This is a genomic window from uncultured Tissierella sp., assembly GCF_902479755.1.
In the GTDB taxonomy this organism is placed as follows: Bacteria; Bacillota; Clostridia; order Tissierellales; family Tissierellaceae; genus Tissierella; species Tissierella carlieri.
Genome location: NZ_CABSQO010000002.1, coordinates 166,539 through 186,721 on the forward strand (window position 1 = coordinate 166,539; position 20,183 = coordinate 186,721).

Consider the following 20,183-nt stretch of genomic DNA (forward strand, 5'->3'; position numbering starts at 1 on the left):
ATATTATTTAATATATAGGAGGGATACGTATGAAAGGTTTTGCAATGCTTGGATTAAATAATGTAGGGTGGATTGAAAAAGAAAGACCAGTGGCAGGACCTTATGATGCAATACTTAGGCCTTTAGCTTTAGCTCCTTGTACTTCTGATATTCAAACAGTATATAAAGGTACATTAGGTGATAGGCATAATTTGATTTTAGGTCATGAAGCTATAGGTGAGATTGTAGAAGTTGGCCGTAAGGTTAAAGATTTTAAACCAGGTGATAAAGTAATAGTACCAGCTGTAACACTTGATTGGAGAAATATTGATATGCACAGTAGCAGTCAACAATTAGTAGGAAGAAAATACTCAAATATAAAGGATGGAGTTTTTTCAGAGTATTTTCATGTAGATAATGTAGATATGAATGTTGCGTTACTTCCAGAGGGGATTTCATTAGAATCAGCTGTTATGTTGACAGATACAGTATCTACAGGATTTCATGCTGTAGAATTAGCAGAAGTAGAATATGGAGATACAGTGGCGGTTTTAGGCACTGCTTCTATAAGTTTGATGGGAGTTGCAGGTGCACATTTAAAGGGAGCAGAAAGGATTATTGTAGTTGGCTATAGTCCTGATTTAGTTAAAGCAGCTAAATTCTATGGCGCAACAGATATAATAAATCATAATGATGGGCCCATTGTGGAACAAATTTTAAAAATCACAAAAGGTACAGGAGTAGATAAAGTATTGGTTGCAGGGACTGATTCAGATGCAATTACTGATGCTGTGAAAATTGTTAAATTAGGTGGACGTATTGGAAATGTAAATCACTTTGGTAGCGGGGAGACATTTTCAATTCCAAAGATTGAATGGGGAGCTAATACAAGTCATGATAACACCATTAATAAAGAAATTCCCGGTGGCAGAGCTAGAATGGAAAAACAAATTGAATTAGTTAAGTATGGTAAACTTGATCCGAGTAAGATAGTTACACACGTTTTTCATGGATTTGAAAAAATAGAGGATGCATTAGTAATGATAAAAACTAGACCATTTGATTTAATTAAACCAGTAGTAATTATGTAGCAAGAAAATAAAACTCTAATGATAATTTATCATTGGAGTTTTATTTATTATTTTTGCATATCATTAACGTATCTTTGAACTCTCAACAAAAAGCCTACTACTTATATATATTTTACATTGTCATTTTATACTATTTATCAAATTTATTAACATATCTCTTTTAATTCTAATATGTTATAATTGTAAAGAATAATTTGTCGAAATTTAGCGAATTATGACTATAAATAAAGTGAGGGAATTAAATGATCAAGATAATGGCTGATTCTACTTGTGATTTATCAAAAAAAATAGTCGACAAATATAATATAGGAGTTGCACCCCTTAATATTATCATAAGTGGTACAACCTATAGAGATAAAATAGATATTGAGACAGATGAGTTTTTTAAAATTTTACCAACTTTAGAGGAATTACCTACTACATCAATGCCAAGTCCAGAAGAATATTTAAAAATAATAAATAAAGCCATTGAAGATGGATATAAGGAAATTTTATGCATTTGTATGTCTAGTGGTACAAGTGGCTCTTACCAATCAGCAGTTTTAGCAAAAGACTATTTTTTTGAAAATAATCCAAATTCAACTGTGAAAATATATGTAGTAGATTCATTATCTATGAGTCATGGAAGTGGATGGCTGATATTGAAAAGTGCTATGCTATTGGAATCGGGTTATAGTTTTGATGAATTAATTCAATTCAATGAAAATTATAAGACTAAGGTAAAACATTTTCTTTGTGTAGATGATTTAAATAATTTGATTAAAAGTGGTAGGTTGACCAATGCTAGTGCATTTATTGGTAAACTACTAAGGGTAAAACCTATTATGTCCATGAAAAAAGGTAAGGGAGCCATAGTTGCTAAGGAAAGGGGACGAAATAGAGTACTAAAATTTTATGTAGATGAGTTTATTAGAAGGGTAGATAATAAGATTACAGATTTTGTCATTATTGGATATACTTCAGATATGAATATTGCTAAGGATTTAGCAGAAAAAATTAGATTAGAGACAGATTTTAAAGATGAAATTTATATAATGCAAATGGGTGCGGCAGTAGGTACTCACGTAGGATTGGGAGGACTATCCATGTTCTTTGTAGAAAAAGAGAATTTGAAAGATGGTTTAGTTAAAAATGAAATAAGGAGTATTAGAAACAAGAAAGATGAATTAATTGAAAAGATAAGAGGTTAATACTAGTATTATTAGGAGACATTTAATATATATAGCAAGTTGTTTTATAGAAAATACTAAAGTTAGCTCTAGTGAGGAAAGTCATTGGGGCTTTTATTGTATTATGATATAGATAAACAACAAATCTTGAAAATAGAATAGAAGATTGATAAACTATTAATAAATTATCAGGTGTGTTGTAAGTGCCTATTATTAAAGAAATTCTAGAGATGAGTAGAGTCAATAAGTGAGGGGTGGAAAATGAAATATAAAATAAGTGATGTAGCTAAACTATTAGATATAACACCAGAGGCAATACGTTACTATGAATCTAAAGGAATTATAGCTCCAGAAAGATCAGAAGCTACAGGTTATCGTTATTATGGTGGCTGGGAAATTCATATGTTAATCAGGGCAAGGATATATCGTCAATTAGGATATACACTAGATGAAACAGCTAAGCTTCTTAATAATTATGAAAATGATGATATCATTTCTAATTTATCTGATAGAAAAGAAGATATTAAGAAAGAAATAGAATGGAAGAGCAATATTCTCAAACATATAGAGAAAGAGGAGCAAAGCATGATAGCTTCCAATGAGTTAATTGGAAAATATCGAGTTGAATACCGGCCTGATATTTACCGTTTAGAGATGCAGGATGGATATGTATTGCATCCAGATAAAGGTATACAGAAAATAATTTTTGATTGGCTAAACAAAATTCCCTTTGTATTTACAAGTACTTTATTCTCATTAGCAGAAGTGGAAAGTAGCGGAAAGAATTTTTCTGTTGGACTTGGTGTTTATAAAGAATATGCAGAGTTATTAGATATTGAAGAGTCTGATTATGTGAAATTGTATCCTTCTAGATTATGCATACAAACAGGAATTCAATCAAAATCTAATCGAACTATTACTCCAGAACTCTTAGCACCTGCAATTGAATATATGAATTCACAAGGAATGGAATTATCAGGAGATGTTTTAACTAAAAGTGCTTTGATGCGTAAAGTAGGTGACGACTATATAAATTGGCACCAAGCTTGGTTACCATTTAATCACATTGAATGATAAAAAAATATCATTGACTTTAAAGCTCCTTTAGACCTTATACTTATAAATGTAGATGAATTCAGCATTTATATAAAATAATTGAAGGGAGCATGAAATATGAAAAGAGTAATTGTTTTTGTTTTAATTTTGGCAATGATGACATCTGCATTAGTAGGATGTAGTCAAACTTCAGAACCGATGATTTCAGAAAAAACAGAGATGGCTTTTACTCCAGGTGTATACGAGGGTGAGGCTAAAGGAATGAAAAGCATTATTAAGGTTCAGGTTACTGTTGACGAAGAAAAGATAACAGAAGTAAAAGTAATTGAACAAGCTGAATCGGAAAGATTATTTAGTTATGCAAATGATTCTGTACCAGCGGCAATTGTTCAGCACCAAAGCGTTGCTGTTGATACTGTAGCTGGTGCTACGATGTCAAGCATTGGTATTATCCAAGCTACAAAAGATGCTTTAAAAAAATCTGGTGCGAATATGGATTTATTAAATATTAAACCAGAGAAACCAGAATTAATCGAAGGTGAAGATGAGGAATATGATGTGGTAGTTGTTGGTGCAGGAGCTGCTGGACTATCAGCAGCTATCGAATTAGGGAAAAATGATAATATAAGTATTTTAGTTCTTGAAAAAATGCCATTTACTGGTGGATCACTTGCTTTATCAGGTGGATTATTTTGGACAGGTAATGGCTCTAAATATGTAACTGAAGAAAGCTTTACTTCCGAATCACTTCTAGAGTGGTTTGAAATGAGATCTGAAACAAAGTCAAATGAAGCATTAGTTAAACATATAGCAAATATAGCAGGAGAAACATTTGACTATTTAATTGATAATGGTGCACCATGGGATGTTGAAAGTGCAACTGAAACATACCCTGATTCAGGAATATATAGATTTGAAACCAATAGAGGAGCTAAATTAACAAAGTTTAGAGATGATGCTGCAGGTAATCAAGCTGCTGAATTCTTATTAAATTTTGCTAAAGAGAGTGGGGCTGAAATAAGAGTGAATTCAAAAGTAACTTCTCTAATAGTTGATAATAATGACGTTATCAAAGGTGTAAATGTTGAAGATAGAGAAAAGAAATATACAGTAAATGCTAAAAAAATTATTTTAGCAACAGGAGGATTTGGAAATAATCGTAAATTACTTGAAGAATTTGATCCAGATTCAGCTGGAAAATGGCCATTCCTTGCGGCAGGTTCTACAGGAGATGGAATAGAAATGACTAGAGAACTTGGTATAGAAATAGTAGGTAATGGTGTAATGTCCTATGAAGCACTTACTCCAAATATGGGATATAAAGGTGAGGTAGGAAGTCTTGTATGGGTACCAGAATTATTTGTAAATAAAGATGGTAAGAGGTTTGTAGATGAAACTGGACAAAGTACAGATATTGCGTTACAAATATATTTACAGCCTGAAGATATTGGATATGGTATAGACGATTCTAAGAGTGATAGAGTTGAAGATTATGAAAAAGGTGTTGAACAAGGACTTATACTTAAAGGAGAGACCTTGGAAGAACTAGCTGATTTAATGGGAGTAAATAAAGAAAATTTCCTAGCAACTGTCAAGAAATACAATGAAACTGTTGAGAATGGCACTGAGGATGAATTTGGAAGCATTATCGAAAAAATGAAGCCACCAACTAAAGGGCCTTTCTATGCAGTTCCAACACGTGCATGTATTATTGGTACAATGCCAGGATTAATGGTAAATGAAAATTGTGAAGGACAGCCTATTGAAAATCTTTTTGCTGCAGGAGAATTAGTTTTCGGTAATATATTTAATAGAGTATATCCTGCAACAGGAACAGCTATAGCACAAGCAATATATACAGGTAAGATAGCTGGAGAAGCTGCAAATGATCAATTAAAATAATTAGGAAAAATCAAAGATTAAGATAGATAGGCATTCTTATTTCAAATAGGTTATTAAAGATATTTTTTAGAAGCATGATTAAAAGTAGAAAAGGCTTTAATTAGGATAATTAAGGTCTTTTTTCTATTTAATAGAATATAATTATAAAAATTAAGAATATTATTAATTATTCGTTAAATAACTCACGAAGACTGTTAAAAACTAAACTTTCCTCGAAACTATTGACATATATATAAAGTTGTAATAAAATTTACAAGACTCAGAAAATATTGCATAAGGAGGATTTTTAACGTTGAAAAAGACAGCTCGAAAACCATATCTTTGGGAGGCGTTGCTATCATTCGCATTCTTAATTATTGTCATGGGGGTTAGTATTTCTATATACGAAGCTGATCCGCATATTCCAATGCTTGTAGGTACATTATTTGCGGCACTTATAGCAGTTAAGATTGGATTTACTTGGAATGAAATTGAAAAAGCTATGTTCGATGGTATTTATCAAGCTTTACAAGCTATAATTATTTTAGCAATTATTGGTGTTCTTATTGGATTATGGCTATTATCTGGTGTTGTTCCAAGTATGATTTATTATGGATTAGGGATTCTAAAACCTGGAATTTTCCTAGTTGCTACTGTTATAATATGTTCAATCACCTCTTTAGCTACGGGGACTAGCTGGGGTACTGCAGGGACTATTGGTATTGCATTAATTGGAATAGCTAAAGGATTAGGCATACCTGCTCCAGTGGCTGCAGGAGCTATTATTTCAGGAGCATATTTAGGGGATAAGATGTCTCCGTTATCAGATACGACAAACTTAGCACCAGCAGTGTCTGGAACTGACGTATTTACACATGTTAAAAACATGGTCCCAAGTACATTTACTGCATATGGTATTACATTGGTAATATTTTTAATTATGGGATTCAAATACGGTGGAGAGAGTGTTGATATATCGGCTATAAATGCTATTAGAGATGGAATTACATCTTCATTTAATGTGTCACCACTGTTACTAATACCGCCTTTGGCTGTAATCGTAGCAATAGCCTTTAAGATACCTGCTATACCAGGAATTACAATCGGTATAATATTAGGTGGAGTTTTTGGAGTAGTTATGCAAGGTGCAAATTTAGGAGATTTATTAACTGCTGGTGGATTGGAGAGGATGATGTTTTCTATTTCACTTACAATTATAGCCATGATGTTTGGTGGTATAATGGAAAAGACTGGGCAACTTGAAGTTATAGTGGGAGCACTGTTAAAGAGAGTAAAGCGTGTAGGTACATTAGTTACTACTACAATATTAACCTGTATATTTAGCAATGTGACAATGCCTGAGCAGTATATTTCAGTCGTAGTGCCTGGCAGAATGTATGCTAAGGCATACAAGGAAAAAGGTCTTCATCCTAAAGTATTGTCCAATGCTTTAGAGGGTGCTGGAACTATTACTTCTGCTCTAATACCTTGGAATACATGTGGTGCCTTCCTTTACAGCGTTCTTGGAGTAGCTACTCAAGATTATGCTAAATATGCTTTTTTTAACTATATAACTCCAATAGTAATTATTATATTCGCATATATAGGGATTAATCTACCTAAGATAGAAGATGACCCTGATACTGTAATAGGTTTAGAAAACTAAGATATTGAAAATTATATTATATATATGATAAATAAAAGCTCTGATAGGGAAACTTATCAGAGCTTTTTAATACAAAAAATTATTTTTCACATTTCTAAATGATAATGTTTATCATTTAGAAATGTGGGCATATATATAATAAGCTGATAATAATAAAATTAATATAGATAAAAAAGGAGAGATACAATGAAATTTTTACTACCAGAATTAAAATATTCATATGATGCATTAGAACCACATATAGACCATTTAACAATGGAGACTCATCATTCAAAACATCATCAAACTTATGTTGATAATTTAAATAAGGCCTTAGAAGGTCATGAGAAATTCCAAGAAATGAAAATAGAAGATATATTAAAATCTTTAGATGATTTACCAGAGAACATTAAAACTGCTGTAAGAAATAATGGTGGAGGTCATTATAATCATACATTATTTTGGGATATGATGTCACCAAATGGTGGAGGTAAACCAGAAGGAGAACTTGGAAAGAAAATTGACGAAGAATTAGGAGGATTTGATAAATTAAAAGAAGATTTCAAAAAAGCTGCATTAGGTCAATTTGGTAGTGGTTGGGCATGGTTAGTACTTGATAATGGAAAACTTGCAATACTTTCTACACCAAATCAAGATAATCCAATCTCACAAGGAAAGATACCTCTTCTTGGAATAGATGTATGGGAGCATGCATATTATCTCAAATACAAAAATAAAAGAGCAGACTATATAGATTCTTGGTGGAATGTAGTTGATTGGAACAAGATAGAAGAAATATATAATAAAGCTAAATAATGAATAATAGGCCCTGCATATGCAGGGCCTTTAAATTTAAAAATTAAATTTGTAATATTTAACTAGATTGATAATATTGAAAAAACAATGTAATATATTACTTAGGTACTGGAACAAATATGGAGTTATAGAGAATAGTAAAATAATAGGTATTACAGATGGAGGGATATATGGAAAAGATTAAATTACTATTGAAAAAAAATGGAACAAAGATTTCAAGATTAATATTTATAATATTCATGATGGGAATTATAATCGCTGGAGGAGCGAAGGAATTAAAATCAATAGATTTTGCTAAGACAATATCTCTAATTAGGGAATTTCCTATGTCTCTTTTATTTATATTTACTATTTTAGGAATAGTAGCAGTATCATCAATGAGCTTGTATGATTTTGCAATAATAAAATATTTAAATCTTAATATTAAAAAAATAACTATATTTAGCATTACTTTTGTAGCTAACACAATAAATAATATTTCAGGACTAGGGGGATTGACAGGAGCCTCTATTAGGTCTGTACTATTTAAAAAGAGCACCAACAATAAAGGGGATATTATAGATTATAATTTATTATTGATTCCAGCAACGGGTATAGGACTTTCACTTATGACGATTATTGCATTGTTTAGATATCAATATATAGCTCCCCTTATAGAGAAATATAGATGGATAATTATAACCATTGTTGCTTTCATAATATACTTCATTGTTTATTTTTTAATAGATAGGATTTTTAGTACTTTAAGAAAAAATTCAATAGAAACAAGTGATCATAATAAGATTATATTGAGAGTGAAACTATTATTTTTATCTTTTATAGAATGGATGGTTGCTTTCACTTTATTTTTTGTTATCGTGAGACAATTTAGTCAAGGTGTAGATCCTTATATTATATTTATCGTATTTACCTTAGGTTCCATAGCTGGTATTCTAAGCTTATTGCCTAGTGGAGTTGGGTCTTTTGATTTAGTTGTATTACTTGGATTTCAATATTATGGTATAGGAACTGAAAATGTTTTAGCCATATTGATATTATATAGAACTTTTTATTATATATTGCCTTTGATAATAGGAATAGTTTTTACTTTGATAGTACAATCTCAAAATGAAAATAAATTAATTCAATTTATTGGTTTTTCAAAGATAAAAGATTTTATCAATAAAACATCTAGCATTACAAACCTATTGTTAGCTATATTGATATTAGCATCTGGAGTAACCTTATTATTATCTGCATTAGTTCCGGGAGTAATTGAACGAATTAAAATAGCTTCAAGACTTTTATCATTTCCAATTTTACAGTTATCAAGGCAGTTATCAATATGTATAGGAATACTATTGATAGTTATTTCTAGGGAAATAAGAATGAAAGTAAAACGCAGCTACAAAATTACTATGTGGTTATTGTTTTTTGGTGCTATATTTGCTTTCGTTAAGGGGTTCGCCTATGAAGAAGCAATTTTTTTGATTTTAGTTCTGATAATATTAAAAATGTCTAAGCATAGCTTTTATAGAAAAAGTTTACCAATTGATTGGTTTAAAGCCATTATGACTTTGCTATTGGCCTTTATCGGAATTTTAGCCTATATGAAAATGTCTCATATAATATTGAGAGATTTTATAAAAATTAAATATTTCAAGTCCTTGATCTCAAAGGGAATTTCTTGGCCTATACCTAGTGGTATTATTGCTTATGGTTTTCTCATTGTTTTTGTTATCTACTATGAACTAACAAAGGAAAAGATAACAAATGATAAGATGTATGAAAGTATTAATGAAGAAAGGGTAAGTAAATTTCTGCAAGAATATGATGGGAATTTCTTAACTCACCTTATATTTTTAAAGGATAAACATTTATTTTGGTCTAAAAATAATAGTGTTTTGATTCAATATGAGATAAGTCATGGCCTTGCAGTAGTTTTGGGAGATCCTATTGGAGATCCAAAATACTTCGGAGAAGCTTTAACAGAATTTCAGATATTCATAGATGAATATGGATATAAATCAGTTTTTTATCAATCCAGTGAGAAATTATTACCTTTTTATCATGATCATGGGTATTATTTCTTTAAATTAGGTGAGACAGGATTAGTGGAACTTGATAATTTTGATATAAATAGTTCAAAAAGTAGAGATTTTAGAAATACACTTAGACGATTTGAAAAGGATGGTTTTACTTTTGAGATGTATTGTGATAACTCTATAGATGAAAATCTATTTTTAGATCTAAAGAAAGTTTCTGATGAATGGTTAGCTGATAGAGAGGAAATGGGCTTTTCACTTGGATGGTTTAGTAGGGAATATCTAAATAAATCTAAAATAGGAGTTGTAAAGAAGGAAGAAACAGGAGAAATAATAGCATTTGCTTCTATAAGTCCTAGTTATGATGATCATAAATCAGCTTCTATTGATTTAATGCGTTTTAAAAAGGAAGTACCTAATAATACCATGACTTTTCTTATACTTAATTTGATTTTGATATTTAAAGAGGATAATTATAAAATATTCAATCTGGGAATGGCTCCACTCTCAAATGTAGGAATATCACAGAATGCACATATTCAAGAAAAGATTGCACATTTAGTATTTAAATATGGTAAACATTTTTATAGCTTTGATGGACTAAGGAAATATAAAAATAAATTTGATCCAAAGTGGGAAGGAAAATACTTGGTTTATGAGGATCTTATGTTGCTTCCATCCTCTCTAATAGAAGTAACTTGGTTGATTCATTCAAAGAAGAAAAAATCTTAAAGAAATGAGTGAATATATGAAGAGAAAAATATTAAAAACTATAAGCACCATAGACAGCTTAAATATAGAAGAGTTTAAAAAGCTCAATATAGGTATTGAGATACAGGATTTTACAGAACCTAATTTATCCTTGGATGAAATTAATATAATAATTCATAGATATAAAGCTAAACTTAAAGGATTTGAAAATGTCAAAGCTTTGCATGGACCTTTTTTAGATTTAAAGCCTTCGAGTCCTGATAAATTAATTAGAGAAGTAAGCTATAATAGATATTTATATACTATGAATGCGGCTAAGGAATTAAATATAGATTACTTAATATTTCATAGTCAGATTAATCCATATTTAAATCAGCCATCATTAATAAAATTAAACAATAAGCAAAGTAGGGAATTCTGGGAACAGATACTAAAAGAAGTACCAGATTATAATGGAATAATACTTCTGGAAAATATATTCGAAGAAACTCCCAACATGTTAAAAGACCTAATAGAAACTATAAACTTGCCTAATATTAAAATTAATTTAGATGTAGGACATGCTAAATTAGGGAAAGTGAAATTGGAAGAATGGATAAAAGAACTTAAAGATTATATTTTCTATATTCATATCCATTCTAATAATGGTCTATATGATAATCACCAAGCTCCAATTAGAAATGAAATCGAAGATTTATATTATTTATTGGATAAATACAATCTGGATCCAGTATTATCCTTAGAATATAAAGTAGATAATTTAGAAGAAGAAATGGAAAAATACAAATAGGGGGAAAATAATATGACAAATATCATGATACAAGGCACCACATCTTCAGCAGGTAAGAGTCTTATGTGTACAGGATTATGTAGAATATTTAAAGAAGATGGATATAAGGTATACCCATTTAAATCTCAGAACATGTCCTCAAAATATTATACTACTAGTGAAGGATATAAGATAAGTACAGCTCAAACTTTGCAAGCAATAGCTGCGGGACTTAAACCACATCCAAATATGAATCCAATCTTACTTATACCGAAGTCAGATAAAGGTTCTATGGTTGTTATAAGAGGTGAAGATAAAGAGGATATGGAAGCAGTGGAATACTTCAAGTATAAAAATACTCTTAGACCAATGATATTAGACATATATAAAGAGATAGAGAAAGAAAATGATATCGTAGTTATAGAAGGTGCAGGAAGTCCAGCAGAAATAAACTTGAAACAAAATGATATAGTCAATATGGGAATGGCTGAAATGGCAGATGCTCCAGTACTTTTAGTAGCAGATATAGATAGGGGAGGAGTATTTGCTTCTCTTTATGGTACTGTAATGCTGTTAGAAGAACATGAAAGAAAAAGAATAAAAGGGCTCATAATCAATAAATTTAGAGGAGATAAAACTTTATTAGATCCAGGAATTAAAATGATTGAAGAAATATTAAATATACCAGTTGTAGGAACAATACCTTTTGCACATTTAGAATTAGTAGATGAAGATAGTTTAATAGACTATGACAAGGAATGTAATACAAATCCACAAACAGAAGAAGAATTGGAAAGAGAATTAAACAAATTAGCAATAATACTTCGTGAAAATATGGATATGGATTATATTTATAAAATAATGGGATTGGATAATCAAGTATGCTAATTAGTATAATACTTGCAGTTATAATAGATTTTATTATAGGGGATCCCTATAGTTTTCCTCATCCTGTGAAACTTATGGGAAGAATGATTGCTTTTGAAGAAAAATTAGCAAGAAAAATTGCTAGATCAAAAAAAGGACTTAAGTTTGCTGGATTTATTATTGTTATAATTAATATTTCACTTGGCTTTATTACGCCATATTTGTTATTAAAGCTTATAAAAGAATATAAAGTTCTTTATATTATAGTGAATACTTACTTAATCTATACATGTATAGCTGCAAGATGTCTGCATTATGAAGCCATGAAGGTATCAAAAGCTCTAGACATAGGTATAGAAGAAGCTAGGATAAGACTTTCTTATATTGTTGGAAGGGAAACTAAAAATCTTTCAGAACAGGAAATTATAAGGGCAACAGTAGAAACTGTGGCAGAGAATACATCTGATGGGGTCATTGCTCCACTATTTTATATAATCCTATTTGGAGCATCTGGAGGACTAGCATATAAATTTATCAATACTATGGATTCTATGTTAGGTTATATGAATGATAAATATATTGATCTAGGATATTTTCCTGCAAAGGTAGACGATATATTTAATTATATTCCATCAAGAATTACAGGAATTCTTATGTGCTTAGGTTCATTAGGGAGATTTCATATAAAAAATGGTTTTAAGATAATGATCAGGGATAAAAAAAATCATAAGAGTCCAAATTGTGCATATCCAGAGGGTGCTGTTGCAGGGCTTCTAGATATTCAATTAGGTGGAAATAATTATTATCATGGAAAGCTTGTAGAGAAACCTACAATAGGTGATAAGGTTGAGGAAATTAGAAAAATAGATATAAAAAACACTATAGAAATTATGTATCGTAGTGAAGTATTATTATTAATAATCTATATTGTGATCCAATTAGTTAGCTAAGTAAAAGATGGACATAACAACCTTTGGTATAATATTATATCTTTTAGTTGCAAAAATATCTTGTATTAAATATTATTTTATGATAGCATTAGAATGAAAATTGAATATAGTACATTAGGTTCTATAAGAATAATAGGGAAATGGGTGAAAATCCCATACAGCCCCCGCTACTGTAAGTGATGATAGAATCAGCTTATGCCACTGGAGAAATCTGGGAAGGTGCTGAGAGTAAAATGAGTCACAAGTCAGGAGACCTGCCTAATAGTATTGAAGTGACCTTCGGAGGGAAGGAAAAACTTATAATTGTACTATTATATAGTTAATATTAGTATAAGTTCCATCCCTAATCTATTTCAGGTTAGGGATTTTTATTTTCCTTTTAGGTCACCTAGTTTAGATATAAAGGAGTATTCCTTTAAAAATAAATGTGAGGTGATTTTATGAAAAAGAAATTATTAATGTGGGGTATATTATTGACTTTAATTATAACTCCACAGCTTGTACAAGCAATGCATATTATGGAAGGTTTCCTACCTATTAAATGGGCAATTATTTGGTCAATATTAACTTTACCATTTTTAGTCATAGGATTTAGAAAGGTAGGAAAAGGTTTGAAAGAAGGACAGGATCATAAAATGATTCTAGGATTAGTAGGAGGATTTGCATTTGTTTTATCTGCCCTTAAGATTCCATCTGTTACTGGATCTTGCTCTCATCCAACGGGAGTAGGATTAGGTGCAATACTATTTGGACCAACGACTATGACTGTTATAGGGACTATAGTATTGTTATTCCAAGCCTTATTATTAGCCCATGGGGGGATTACTACATTAGGAGCTAATTCCTTTTCTATGGCTGTAGTAGGTCCACTTGTTTCCTATGGCATATATAAAGCTATGGGTAAAGAAGGGAAAAATAAAAGCCTGACAGTCTTCTTAGCGGCAGCATTAGGAGATTTAGCTACTTATGTAATTACATCAATTCAGCTTTCTTTAGCATTCCCAGATGCCACAGGAGGAGTTGCCGCATCTCTTGCAAAGTTTCTATCTGTATTTGCAGTTACACAAATACCGCTAGCAATTGTTGAGGGAATTATAACGGTAATGGTATTTAATCTTATTCAAGAATATAGAAAAGAAGGAGTGATTAAACTTGAAGAGTCTATTTAAGCAAAATATTATTCTTTTATTTTTGATAATTGTAATCGTAATTACTCCATTAATTATTAAAAGAGATTCTGAATTCGGCGGAGCAGATGGAGAGGCTGAAGGAGTTATTCAGGAAATAAATCCAGATTATGAACCATGGTTTGAATCATTTTGGGAACCACCAAGTGGTGAAATAGAGAGTTTATTATTTTCTCTTCAAGTAGCTATAGGAGCAGGTCTTATAGGGTATATCCTTGGTGTATTAAAGGAAAGACGCAAAATTGTTGCTGATAGATAAATATGCATATACTAACAAATTAAGAAATTATCCTCCACAGGTAAAGATTCTTCTTTCCTGTGGAGGCATAGTATTGTCAAGATTAATCAATAGTTATTATCTTGATTTATTGATTACTATTCTTATGATCATATTAGTTATTGGAATAGCTAAAGTTCCCTTTAGAACCTATTTTAAGATGCTTCTATTACCTGCATCATTTCTTTTAATTAGCATAATTACCATAATGATTTCAGTAAATGGTGATGGTTATCTTTACCATTTTAAGATTATGAATATCTGTATTGGTGTAACTATGGAATCTTTATTTAAGGGAACAAAATTGTTTACAACAGTATTATCATCTTTAACATCAGTATATTTTCTGATATTAACTACCCCAATAATTGATATTATTAGGGTTTTAAAGAAATTAAAGGTACCTAAGCTGTTTATAGAGTTGATGGTACTTATTTATAGGAGTATATTTATCTTCATTGAAGAAGCTAATAATATTTATCTAGCGCAAACCATGAAATTTGGTTACGAAAACAAAAGAAATTCGTTAAGGTCTATAGCACTACTTATTAGGAATCTTTTTACTAGAGTATTTATAAAACATAATGAAATGAATATATCCTTGGAATGTAAGTTATATGATGGAGAATTTAAATTAGGTGATTAAATGTTAAAAACAGACAATCTATATTATAAATATGAAGATGGAACAAAGGCGTTGAATAATATAAATATAGACACATCAAAGGGAAAAGTAATAGGGATTATTGGAGCTAATGGTTCAGGAAAATCAACCTTGTTTTTAAATATAATGGGAATTTTAAAACCAAGTAAAGGCTCGATAATATATAATGATACTCCTATAAAGTATGATAAAGCCTATTTAAAGGAATATAGAAAGCAAGTCAATATTGTATTTCAAAATCCTGACCAACAATTATTCTATTCAAATGTATTCGATGATATAGCTTTTTCCTTAAGAAATATTGGTATCAGCGAAGATATAATAGGAAAAAAGGTAGCTAATGCACTTGAGTTAGTTGCTGGTTCTGACTTAGTAGACAAGCCAGTACATTTTTTAAGCTATGGTCAGAAGAAAAGAATTGCTATTGCTGGAGTTTTGGTTATGGAATCTAGTATACTCCTATTAGATGAGCCAACATCTGGACTTGATCCTTATATGACTAAACAAATGAAAGAAATAATCAATGAAATAAGTAATGATAAAACCATTATAATATCCAGCCATGATATGGATTTAATCTATGATATTTGTGATTATATCTATATACTTAGCAAAGGTAGTATCATTGGGGAAGGCGAAACACAAAAGATTTTTTGTGAAGATAAATTAATAGAAGAAGCTTGTTTAACAAAACCTTGGCTTGTTAGAATTCACGAAAAGTTTAATACTGTTTTATTTAGAAATGAAGAAGAATTTTTATTGTATAGGAGAAAGGAGATTTTATGAAAAAAGGAATAATAGTAGCTAGCTTTGGAACTACATATGAAAGCACACGAAAATTATGTATAGAAAGCATAGAAGATATAATTAGAGAAAGGTATGGAGACTGCTTAGTTTTAAGGGCTTTTACTTCCAAAATGGTTATCAACATATTAAAGAAAAGAGATAATATTCATGTATTTAATCCTGAGGAAGCAATAAGAGAAATGAGAAATCAAGGTATAGAAGATATATATATTCAACCTCTCCATATAATCCCAGGCCATGAATATGAGAAACTTACTAAATATAATTTAAAAGTAGGATTGCCATTATTAAGTTTAGAAGAAGATTATATGAAAATTGTTGAAAACATTGGAATTAGTGAATTAGGAAGTAATGAAGCTTTAGTCTTTATGGGACATGGCTCTAATCATGAAGCAGATGAAGCATATGAAATACTAGAAAATCTTTATCATAAAAAAGGTTTTACAAATGTATTTATTGGTACAGTAGGAGGGAGCAAAACCATAGAAGATATAATAAAGGAACTAAAAGAAAAAAATATAAAAAAGATAAAACTTAAACCATTTATGCTAGTAGCAGGAGACCATGCAATAAATGATATGGCATCTGAGGATGATGATTCTTGGAAATCAATACTTGAAAAGGACAGATTTCAAGTTGAGATATGTCTCAGAGGCTTAGGTGAATATAGGATTATCCAAGAAATATTTTTAGAACATCTTGAACAAATAATAGGAGAGAAATAATGAAAAAATTATATGGCATTGGTACAGGTCCAGGAGATAAGGAACTATTAACCCTTAAGGCTGTTAAGGCAATGGAAAATTCATCAGTTATATTTGCTCCAAATAACAAGGGGAAAAATATGGCTGTGGATACTGCAAGAGATTTTATTGGAAACAAAAAAATAGTATTTATAGATTTTCCTATGGGACATGTACTGAAAGAAGATTATAAAAAAGCCGCAGAAGCTATATTCAAAGAGATACCTGAAGGTGAGATAGGTTCATTTCTTACAATAGGGGACCCTATGGTATATAGCACATTTATATATATCATGGAAGAATTAGAAGGAAGAGACATAGATATAGAAATAATATCAGGGATTCCATCTTTTGTAGCAGCAGCTGGTGAAAGTAAGACTCCCCTAACTGTAAAGGGAGAAAGTTTTTTATTATGTGATGAGTTGAACGAAGAGTTACTAGAAAAGATAACCTCTATAGCTATATTGAAAACTTTCAAGGGAAAAGAGAAGATATTAAACATATTAGATAGTAATGACTATTGCTACAAATATATTAAAAGAGCAACGTTAGAAGAACAAGAAATCATAATAGATAAAGAAGAAATATTAAACGATAAAGATTATATATCATTAATTATAGCTAGAAAGAATTAGGAGGATTACAATGAAAAGCAAAAAGATATTACCACTACTACTAATACTTGTATTGATTGCAACAACATTGGCAGCATGTAAGACTAAAGAAAATGATAAGCCAGTAGTACAAACAGAAGATACTTCACAACCAATAGAAACAAATAAAGATATAGATGAGGATGCAAAAGAAGAGTATGGGATAAAAATTACTGATAAAACTGTATCTTTTATAGATAGTAGAGGAGAAGAAGTTACTTTAAATAAGAATCCTGAAAGAGTAGTAGTACTATTTAACTCTTATTTAGATATCTGGATGAAAAATGGAGGCAGTATCGTAGGTAAATTGGAAGAATCTATAGGTCAAGATGAAATATCTGGAACAGAAAATGCTGAGATAGTAGGGGCTCTTGGATCTATAAGTGCAGAAAAAGTATTGGAATTAGAACCAGATTTAGTAGTTTTAATCTCAACACAAAAATCTCAAATGGAATTAGTGCCTATTTTTGAAGAAAATAAAATACCATTTATAGCATTAGAATATTATGGTAAAGAGGATTATTTTAAATTAGCAAGATTATTTTCTGCTCTTAATGAAAGAGAAGATTTATATGAAGAAAATGTTTTAAATGTTAAAAATCAAATAGACAGTATAATTGATAAGGCACCAAAAGATAAAGCGAATAAAGTACTTATAATGATGGCTAGTGCAAAATCTGTTACTGCCAGAGGTTCTGATTCTACAGTTGGAGAAATGTTAAAGGATTTGCATACTATAAATATAGCAGATACATCAAATGATATGCTAAGTGATAAAAACTTTAGCATTGAAAAGATTCTAGAAGAAGACCCAGATTTCATATTTGTACAAACTACAGGAAATGATATGGACAAGGTAATAGAGAGAATAAAGGAAGACGTAGAATCTAATCCCGCATGGTCATCTCTTTCTGCAGTAAAAAATGATAGATATATAATTTTACCAAAGGATCTCTATATGTTCAAAGCAAATCATAGATATGCAGAAGCATATGAAGGGTTAGCTAAGATTCTATATCCAGAAGTATTTAAATAAAAAGGAGTAGGCTATGATTAAATATATAAAAGAAGGACCTAAAAAAAGTACAATGATTACTATCTTTATTATCTTATTCATAGCCAGTTTTTTCTTTAGTGTTGGCAATGGAGCGGTAAAAATAAACCCTTTACAAATAATTAAATCTATTTTATATGAGAAGGATACTGTAAAATATCAAATAATATGGAATGTAAGATTACCAAGAACTATAGTCGCAGCCTTAGTGGGCATATGTCTGTCATTATCTGGTGCTATACTTCAAGGAATAATGAGAAATCCTTTGGCAGGACCAAATATTATAGGAGTTTCCTCTGGAGGAGGCTTCTTTGCTCTTATTATTCTTATAATTTTTCCAAAGTATTATTATCTAGTGCCAATAGGTGCATTTATTGGTGCTTTATCTGCGACCTTATTTATATATTCTTTGGCATGGAAAGAAGGTGTACTTCCCACAAGGTTAGTCTTAGCGGGAGTAGCAGTATCATCTTTATTTAGTGCAGGTACTAATGGTCTAATGACATTTTTTCCTGATAGAGTCCATGGAGTTTTAGGATTTATGGTTGGAGGCCTTTCAGCTATAACTTGGAAGGATGTAAGAATAATCTTACCATATGCAGTGTTAGGAACGATACTAATATTATTTCTACCAGATAAATTAAATATCCTTATGCTGGGAGATGAGGTTGCTACAGGATTAGGTGTGAAGGTTGAAAGAACTAGATTTGTTTTTATAATAATTTCCTCCTTATTAGCAGGAGCAGCAGTATCTGTAGTAGGATTATTAGGTTTTGTTGGACTTATTGTACCTCATATGACAAGATTGTTTATTGGTTCAGATTATAGATATCTTTTTCCTGGAACTATATTTTTTGGTTCATCGATTGTTATGATTTGTGATACTCTGTCAAGAATATTATTTGCACCAATGGAGATTCCAGTAGGTATTATAATGTCAGCACTTGGAGCACCGTTTTTTCTTTATTTATTAAGAAAAAAGGAGGCAATGAAATAATGGGTATGGAAACCAAAAATTTACAAGTTAAATATGGAGATAAGGTAGTATTAAAAGATGCCAATTTTAAGGTGAATAATGGTGAGATAGTTGCTATCATTGGACCAAATGGATCAGGCAAAACTACACTCATTAAGGCATTGTCAAGGTGTATCAAATCCCATTCAGGGGATATATATCTTGATGGAAAAGATATATATCAAATACCTACAAAGAAAATAGCAAGGGAAGTGGCTATATTGCCACAAGTAAAGAATGTATCAGCTGATGTTACTATAGAGAATCTTGTATCCTATGGAAGATATCCCCATTTAGGATTTGGAAAAAGAATAAAAAAAGATGATAGAGATATTATCCATTGGGCAATTGAAAAAACTGGGCTGATAAAACTTAGAGATAGATATATAGCAACTCTATCAGGCGGAGAGAGACAAAGAGCTTGGATAGCAATGGCACTAGCACAGAAACCGAAGATACTAATTCTTGATGAACCTACTACATATTTAGATATATCCTATCAATTAGAAGTATTAGAGTTGGTAAAGGAGTTAAATGAATCTTTAGGTATTACAGTTATAATGGTTTTACATGATTTAAATCAAGCTGCCAGATATTCAGATAATATCTATGTATTAAGAGATGGACAGATATGTGAGTGTGGAAAGCCGAATAATATATTACAAACTAAGATGCTAAAGGATGTATTTAGAATAGAGGCTCATATATATCAAGATGAAATAAACGATTGTCCATATTTTATACCACATAAGTTAAAAGATAGTGAATAATGAACAACTAATAGTGAATAGTTGAAAAGATAGTGAATAATTAAAAGACCTAAAA

At 30.6% G+C, this 20,183-nt stretch carries 19 protein-coding genes and 1 riboswitch; all 19 genes read left to right on the forward strand.

The window, feature by feature from the left end; genetic code table 11:
* Nucleotides 1-29 precede the first annotated feature (29 nt).
* The 19 genes from RDK80_RS02415 (at nt 30) to RDK80_RS02505 (ending at nt 20,128) form a co-directional block, all read left to right on the forward strand.
* Nucleotides 30-1,070, forward strand: coding sequence for an alcohol dehydrogenase catalytic domain-containing protein (locus tag RDK80_RS02415; RefSeq protein WP_216559147.1), 1,041 nt, complete (start codon nt 30-32; stop codon nt 1,068-1,070).
* Between the two features lie 242 nt (nt 1,071-1,312).
* A complete protein-coding gene (locus RDK80_RS02420; protein WP_216559144.1) occupies nt 1,313-2,260 on the forward strand; it encodes a DegV family protein in 948 nt (315 codons plus the stop codon).
* Nucleotides 2,261-2,500: 240 nt separating this feature from the next.
* Nucleotides 2,501-3,313: a MerR family transcriptional regulator gene (locus tag RDK80_RS02425; protein ID WP_216559141.1), complete on the forward strand. Its 813-nt coding sequence runs from the start codon at nt 2,501-2,503 to the stop codon at nt 3,311-3,313.
* A gap of 99 nt (nt 3,314-3,412) precedes the next feature.
* Nucleotides 3,413-5,197, forward strand: coding sequence for an FAD-dependent oxidoreductase (locus RDK80_RS02430; protein WP_216559138.1), 1,785 nt, complete (start codon nt 3,413-3,415; stop codon nt 5,195-5,197).
* A 292-nt stretch (nt 5,198-5,489) separates the two neighbouring features.
* A complete protein-coding gene (nhaC, locus tag RDK80_RS02435) occupies nt 5,490-6,842 on the forward strand; it encodes a Na+/H+ antiporter NhaC (RefSeq protein WP_216559135.1) in 1,353 nt (450 codons plus the stop codon).
* A 186-nt stretch (nt 6,843-7,028) separates the two neighbouring features.
* The gene (locus tag RDK80_RS02440; protein ID WP_216559131.1) at nt 7,029-7,637 is read left to right on the forward strand and encodes a superoxide dismutase; all 609 of its coding nucleotides are present in this window, start codon (nt 7,029-7,031) and stop codon (nt 7,635-7,637) included.
* 170 nt (nt 7,638-7,807) lie between these two features.
* A complete protein-coding gene (mprF, locus tag RDK80_RS02445; protein ID WP_216559129.1) occupies nt 7,808-10,393 on the forward strand; it encodes a bifunctional lysylphosphatidylglycerol flippase/synthetase MprF in 2,586 nt (861 codons plus the stop codon).
* A gap of 16 nt (nt 10,394-10,409) precedes the next feature.
* Nucleotides 10,410-11,162, forward strand: a complete 753-nt coding sequence (locus tag RDK80_RS02450) for a sugar phosphate isomerase/epimerase (RefSeq protein ID WP_308523378.1) — start codon at nt 10,410-10,412, stop codon at nt 11,160-11,162.
* A 12-nt stretch (nt 11,163-11,174) separates the two neighbouring features.
* Entirely contained in the window at nt 11,175-12,029 is an 855-nt protein-coding gene (locus RDK80_RS02455; protein ID WP_216559122.1) for a cobyric acid synthase, read from the forward strand.
* Entirely contained in the window at nt 12,023-12,958 is a 936-nt protein-coding gene (gene cbiB, locus RDK80_RS02460; RefSeq protein WP_308523379.1) for an adenosylcobinamide-phosphate synthase CbiB, read from the forward strand. The genes RDK80_RS02455 and cbiB overlap by 7 nt, the downstream gene beginning before the upstream one ends.
* 99 nt (nt 12,959-13,057) lie before the next feature.
* Nucleotides 13,058-13,235, forward strand: a riboswitch (cobalamin riboswitch).
* A gap of 163 nt (nt 13,236-13,398) precedes the next feature.
* A complete protein-coding gene (locus RDK80_RS02465) occupies nt 13,399-14,127 on the forward strand; it encodes an energy-coupling factor ABC transporter permease (protein WP_308523380.1) in 729 nt (242 codons plus the stop codon).
* Nucleotides 14,111-14,404 (forward strand): energy-coupling factor ABC transporter substrate-binding protein, encoded by a 294-nt coding sequence (locus tag RDK80_RS02470; protein WP_216559113.1) that lies wholly within the window; start codon nt 14,111-14,113, stop codon nt 14,402-14,404. Before RDK80_RS02465 ends, RDK80_RS02470 begins: the two co-directional genes overlap by 17 nt.
* On the forward strand, nt 14,391-15,068 hold the full coding sequence (cbiQ, locus tag RDK80_RS02475) for a cobalt ECF transporter T component CbiQ (protein ID WP_308523389.1): 678 nt from the start codon (nt 14,391-14,393) through the stop codon (nt 15,066-15,068). The genes RDK80_RS02470 and cbiQ overlap by 14 nt, the downstream gene beginning before the upstream one ends.
* On the forward strand, nt 15,069-15,872 hold the full coding sequence (locus tag RDK80_RS02480) for an ATP-binding cassette domain-containing protein (RefSeq protein WP_308523381.1): 804 nt from the start codon (nt 15,069-15,071) through the stop codon (nt 15,870-15,872).
* Nucleotides 15,869-16,618: a sirohydrochlorin cobaltochelatase gene (locus RDK80_RS02485; protein WP_308523382.1), complete on the forward strand. Its 750-nt coding sequence runs from the start codon at nt 15,869-15,871 to the stop codon at nt 16,616-16,618. The genes RDK80_RS02480 and RDK80_RS02485 overlap by 4 nt, the downstream gene beginning before the upstream one ends.
* Complete coding sequence (locus RDK80_RS02490) at nt 16,618-17,271, forward strand: precorrin-2 C(20)-methyltransferase (protein WP_308523383.1); 654 nt, start codon at nt 16,618-16,620, stop codon at nt 17,269-17,271. The genes RDK80_RS02485 and RDK80_RS02490 overlap by 1 nt, the downstream gene beginning before the upstream one ends.
* Nucleotides 17,272-17,281: 10 nt before the next feature.
* Entirely contained in the window at nt 17,282-18,325 is a 1,044-nt protein-coding gene (locus tag RDK80_RS02495) for an ABC transporter substrate-binding protein (RefSeq protein ID WP_308523384.1), read from the forward strand.
* Between the two features lie 13 nt (nt 18,326-18,338).
* On the forward strand, nt 18,339-19,340 hold the full coding sequence (locus RDK80_RS02500) for an iron ABC transporter permease (protein ID WP_094900517.1): 1,002 nt from the start codon (nt 18,339-18,341) through the stop codon (nt 19,338-19,340).
* The gene (locus RDK80_RS02505; RefSeq protein WP_308523385.1) at nt 19,340-20,128 is read left to right on the forward strand and encodes an ABC transporter ATP-binding protein; all 789 of its coding nucleotides are present in this window, start codon (nt 19,340-19,342) and stop codon (nt 20,126-20,128) included. Before RDK80_RS02500 ends, RDK80_RS02505 begins: the two co-directional genes overlap by 1 nt.
* The last annotated feature ends 55 nt before the right edge of the window (nt 20,129-20,183 follow it).

Coding starts and splice junctions, on each gene's coding strand:
- RDK80_RS02415 (WP_216559147.1), top strand. CDS start 30: ATGAAAGGTTTTGCAATGCTTGGATTAAATAATGTAGGGTGGATTGAA.
- RDK80_RS02420 (WP_216559144.1), top strand. CDS start 1,313: ATGATCAAGATAATGGCTGATTCTACTTGTGATTTATCAAAAAAAATA.
- RDK80_RS02425 (WP_216559141.1), top strand. CDS start 2,501: ATGAAATATAAAATAAGTGATGTAGCTAAACTATTAGATATAACACCA.
- RDK80_RS02430 (WP_216559138.1), top strand. CDS start 3,413: ATGAAAAGAGTAATTGTTTTTGTTTTAATTTTGGCAATGATGACATCT.
- RDK80_RS02440 (WP_216559131.1), top strand. CDS start 7,029: ATGAAATTTTTACTACCAGAATTAAAATATTCATATGATGCATTAGAA.
- mprF (WP_216559129.1), top strand. CDS start 7,808: ATGGAAAAGATTAAATTACTATTGAAAAAAAATGGAACAAAGATTTCA.
- RDK80_RS02450 (WP_308523378.1), top strand. CDS start 10,410: ATGAAGAGAAAAATATTAAAAACTATAAGCACCATAGACAGCTTAAAT.
- RDK80_RS02455 (WP_216559122.1), top strand. CDS start 11,175: ATGACAAATATCATGATACAAGGCACCACATCTTCAGCAGGTAAGAGT.
- cbiB (WP_308523379.1), top strand. CDS start 12,023: ATGCTAATTAGTATAATACTTGCAGTTATAATAGATTTTATTATAGGG.
- RDK80_RS02465 (WP_308523380.1), top strand. CDS start 13,399: ATGAAAAAGAAATTATTAATGTGGGGTATATTATTGACTTTAATTATA.
- RDK80_RS02480 (WP_308523381.1), top strand. CDS start 15,069: ATGTTAAAAACAGACAATCTATATTATAAATATGAAGATGGAACAAAG.
- RDK80_RS02485 (WP_308523382.1), top strand. CDS start 15,869: ATGAAAAAAGGAATAATAGTAGCTAGCTTTGGAACTACATATGAAAGC.
- RDK80_RS02490 (WP_308523383.1), top strand. CDS start 16,618: ATGAAAAAATTATATGGCATTGGTACAGGTCCAGGAGATAAGGAACTA.
- RDK80_RS02495 (WP_308523384.1), top strand. CDS start 17,282: ATGAAAAGCAAAAAGATATTACCACTACTACTAATACTTGTATTGATT.
- RDK80_RS02500 (WP_094900517.1), top strand. CDS start 18,339: ATGATTAAATATATAAAAGAAGGACCTAAAAAAAGTACAATGATTACT.
- RDK80_RS02505 (WP_308523385.1), top strand. CDS start 19,340: ATGGGTATGGAAACCAAAAATTTACAAGTTAAATATGGAGATAAGGTA.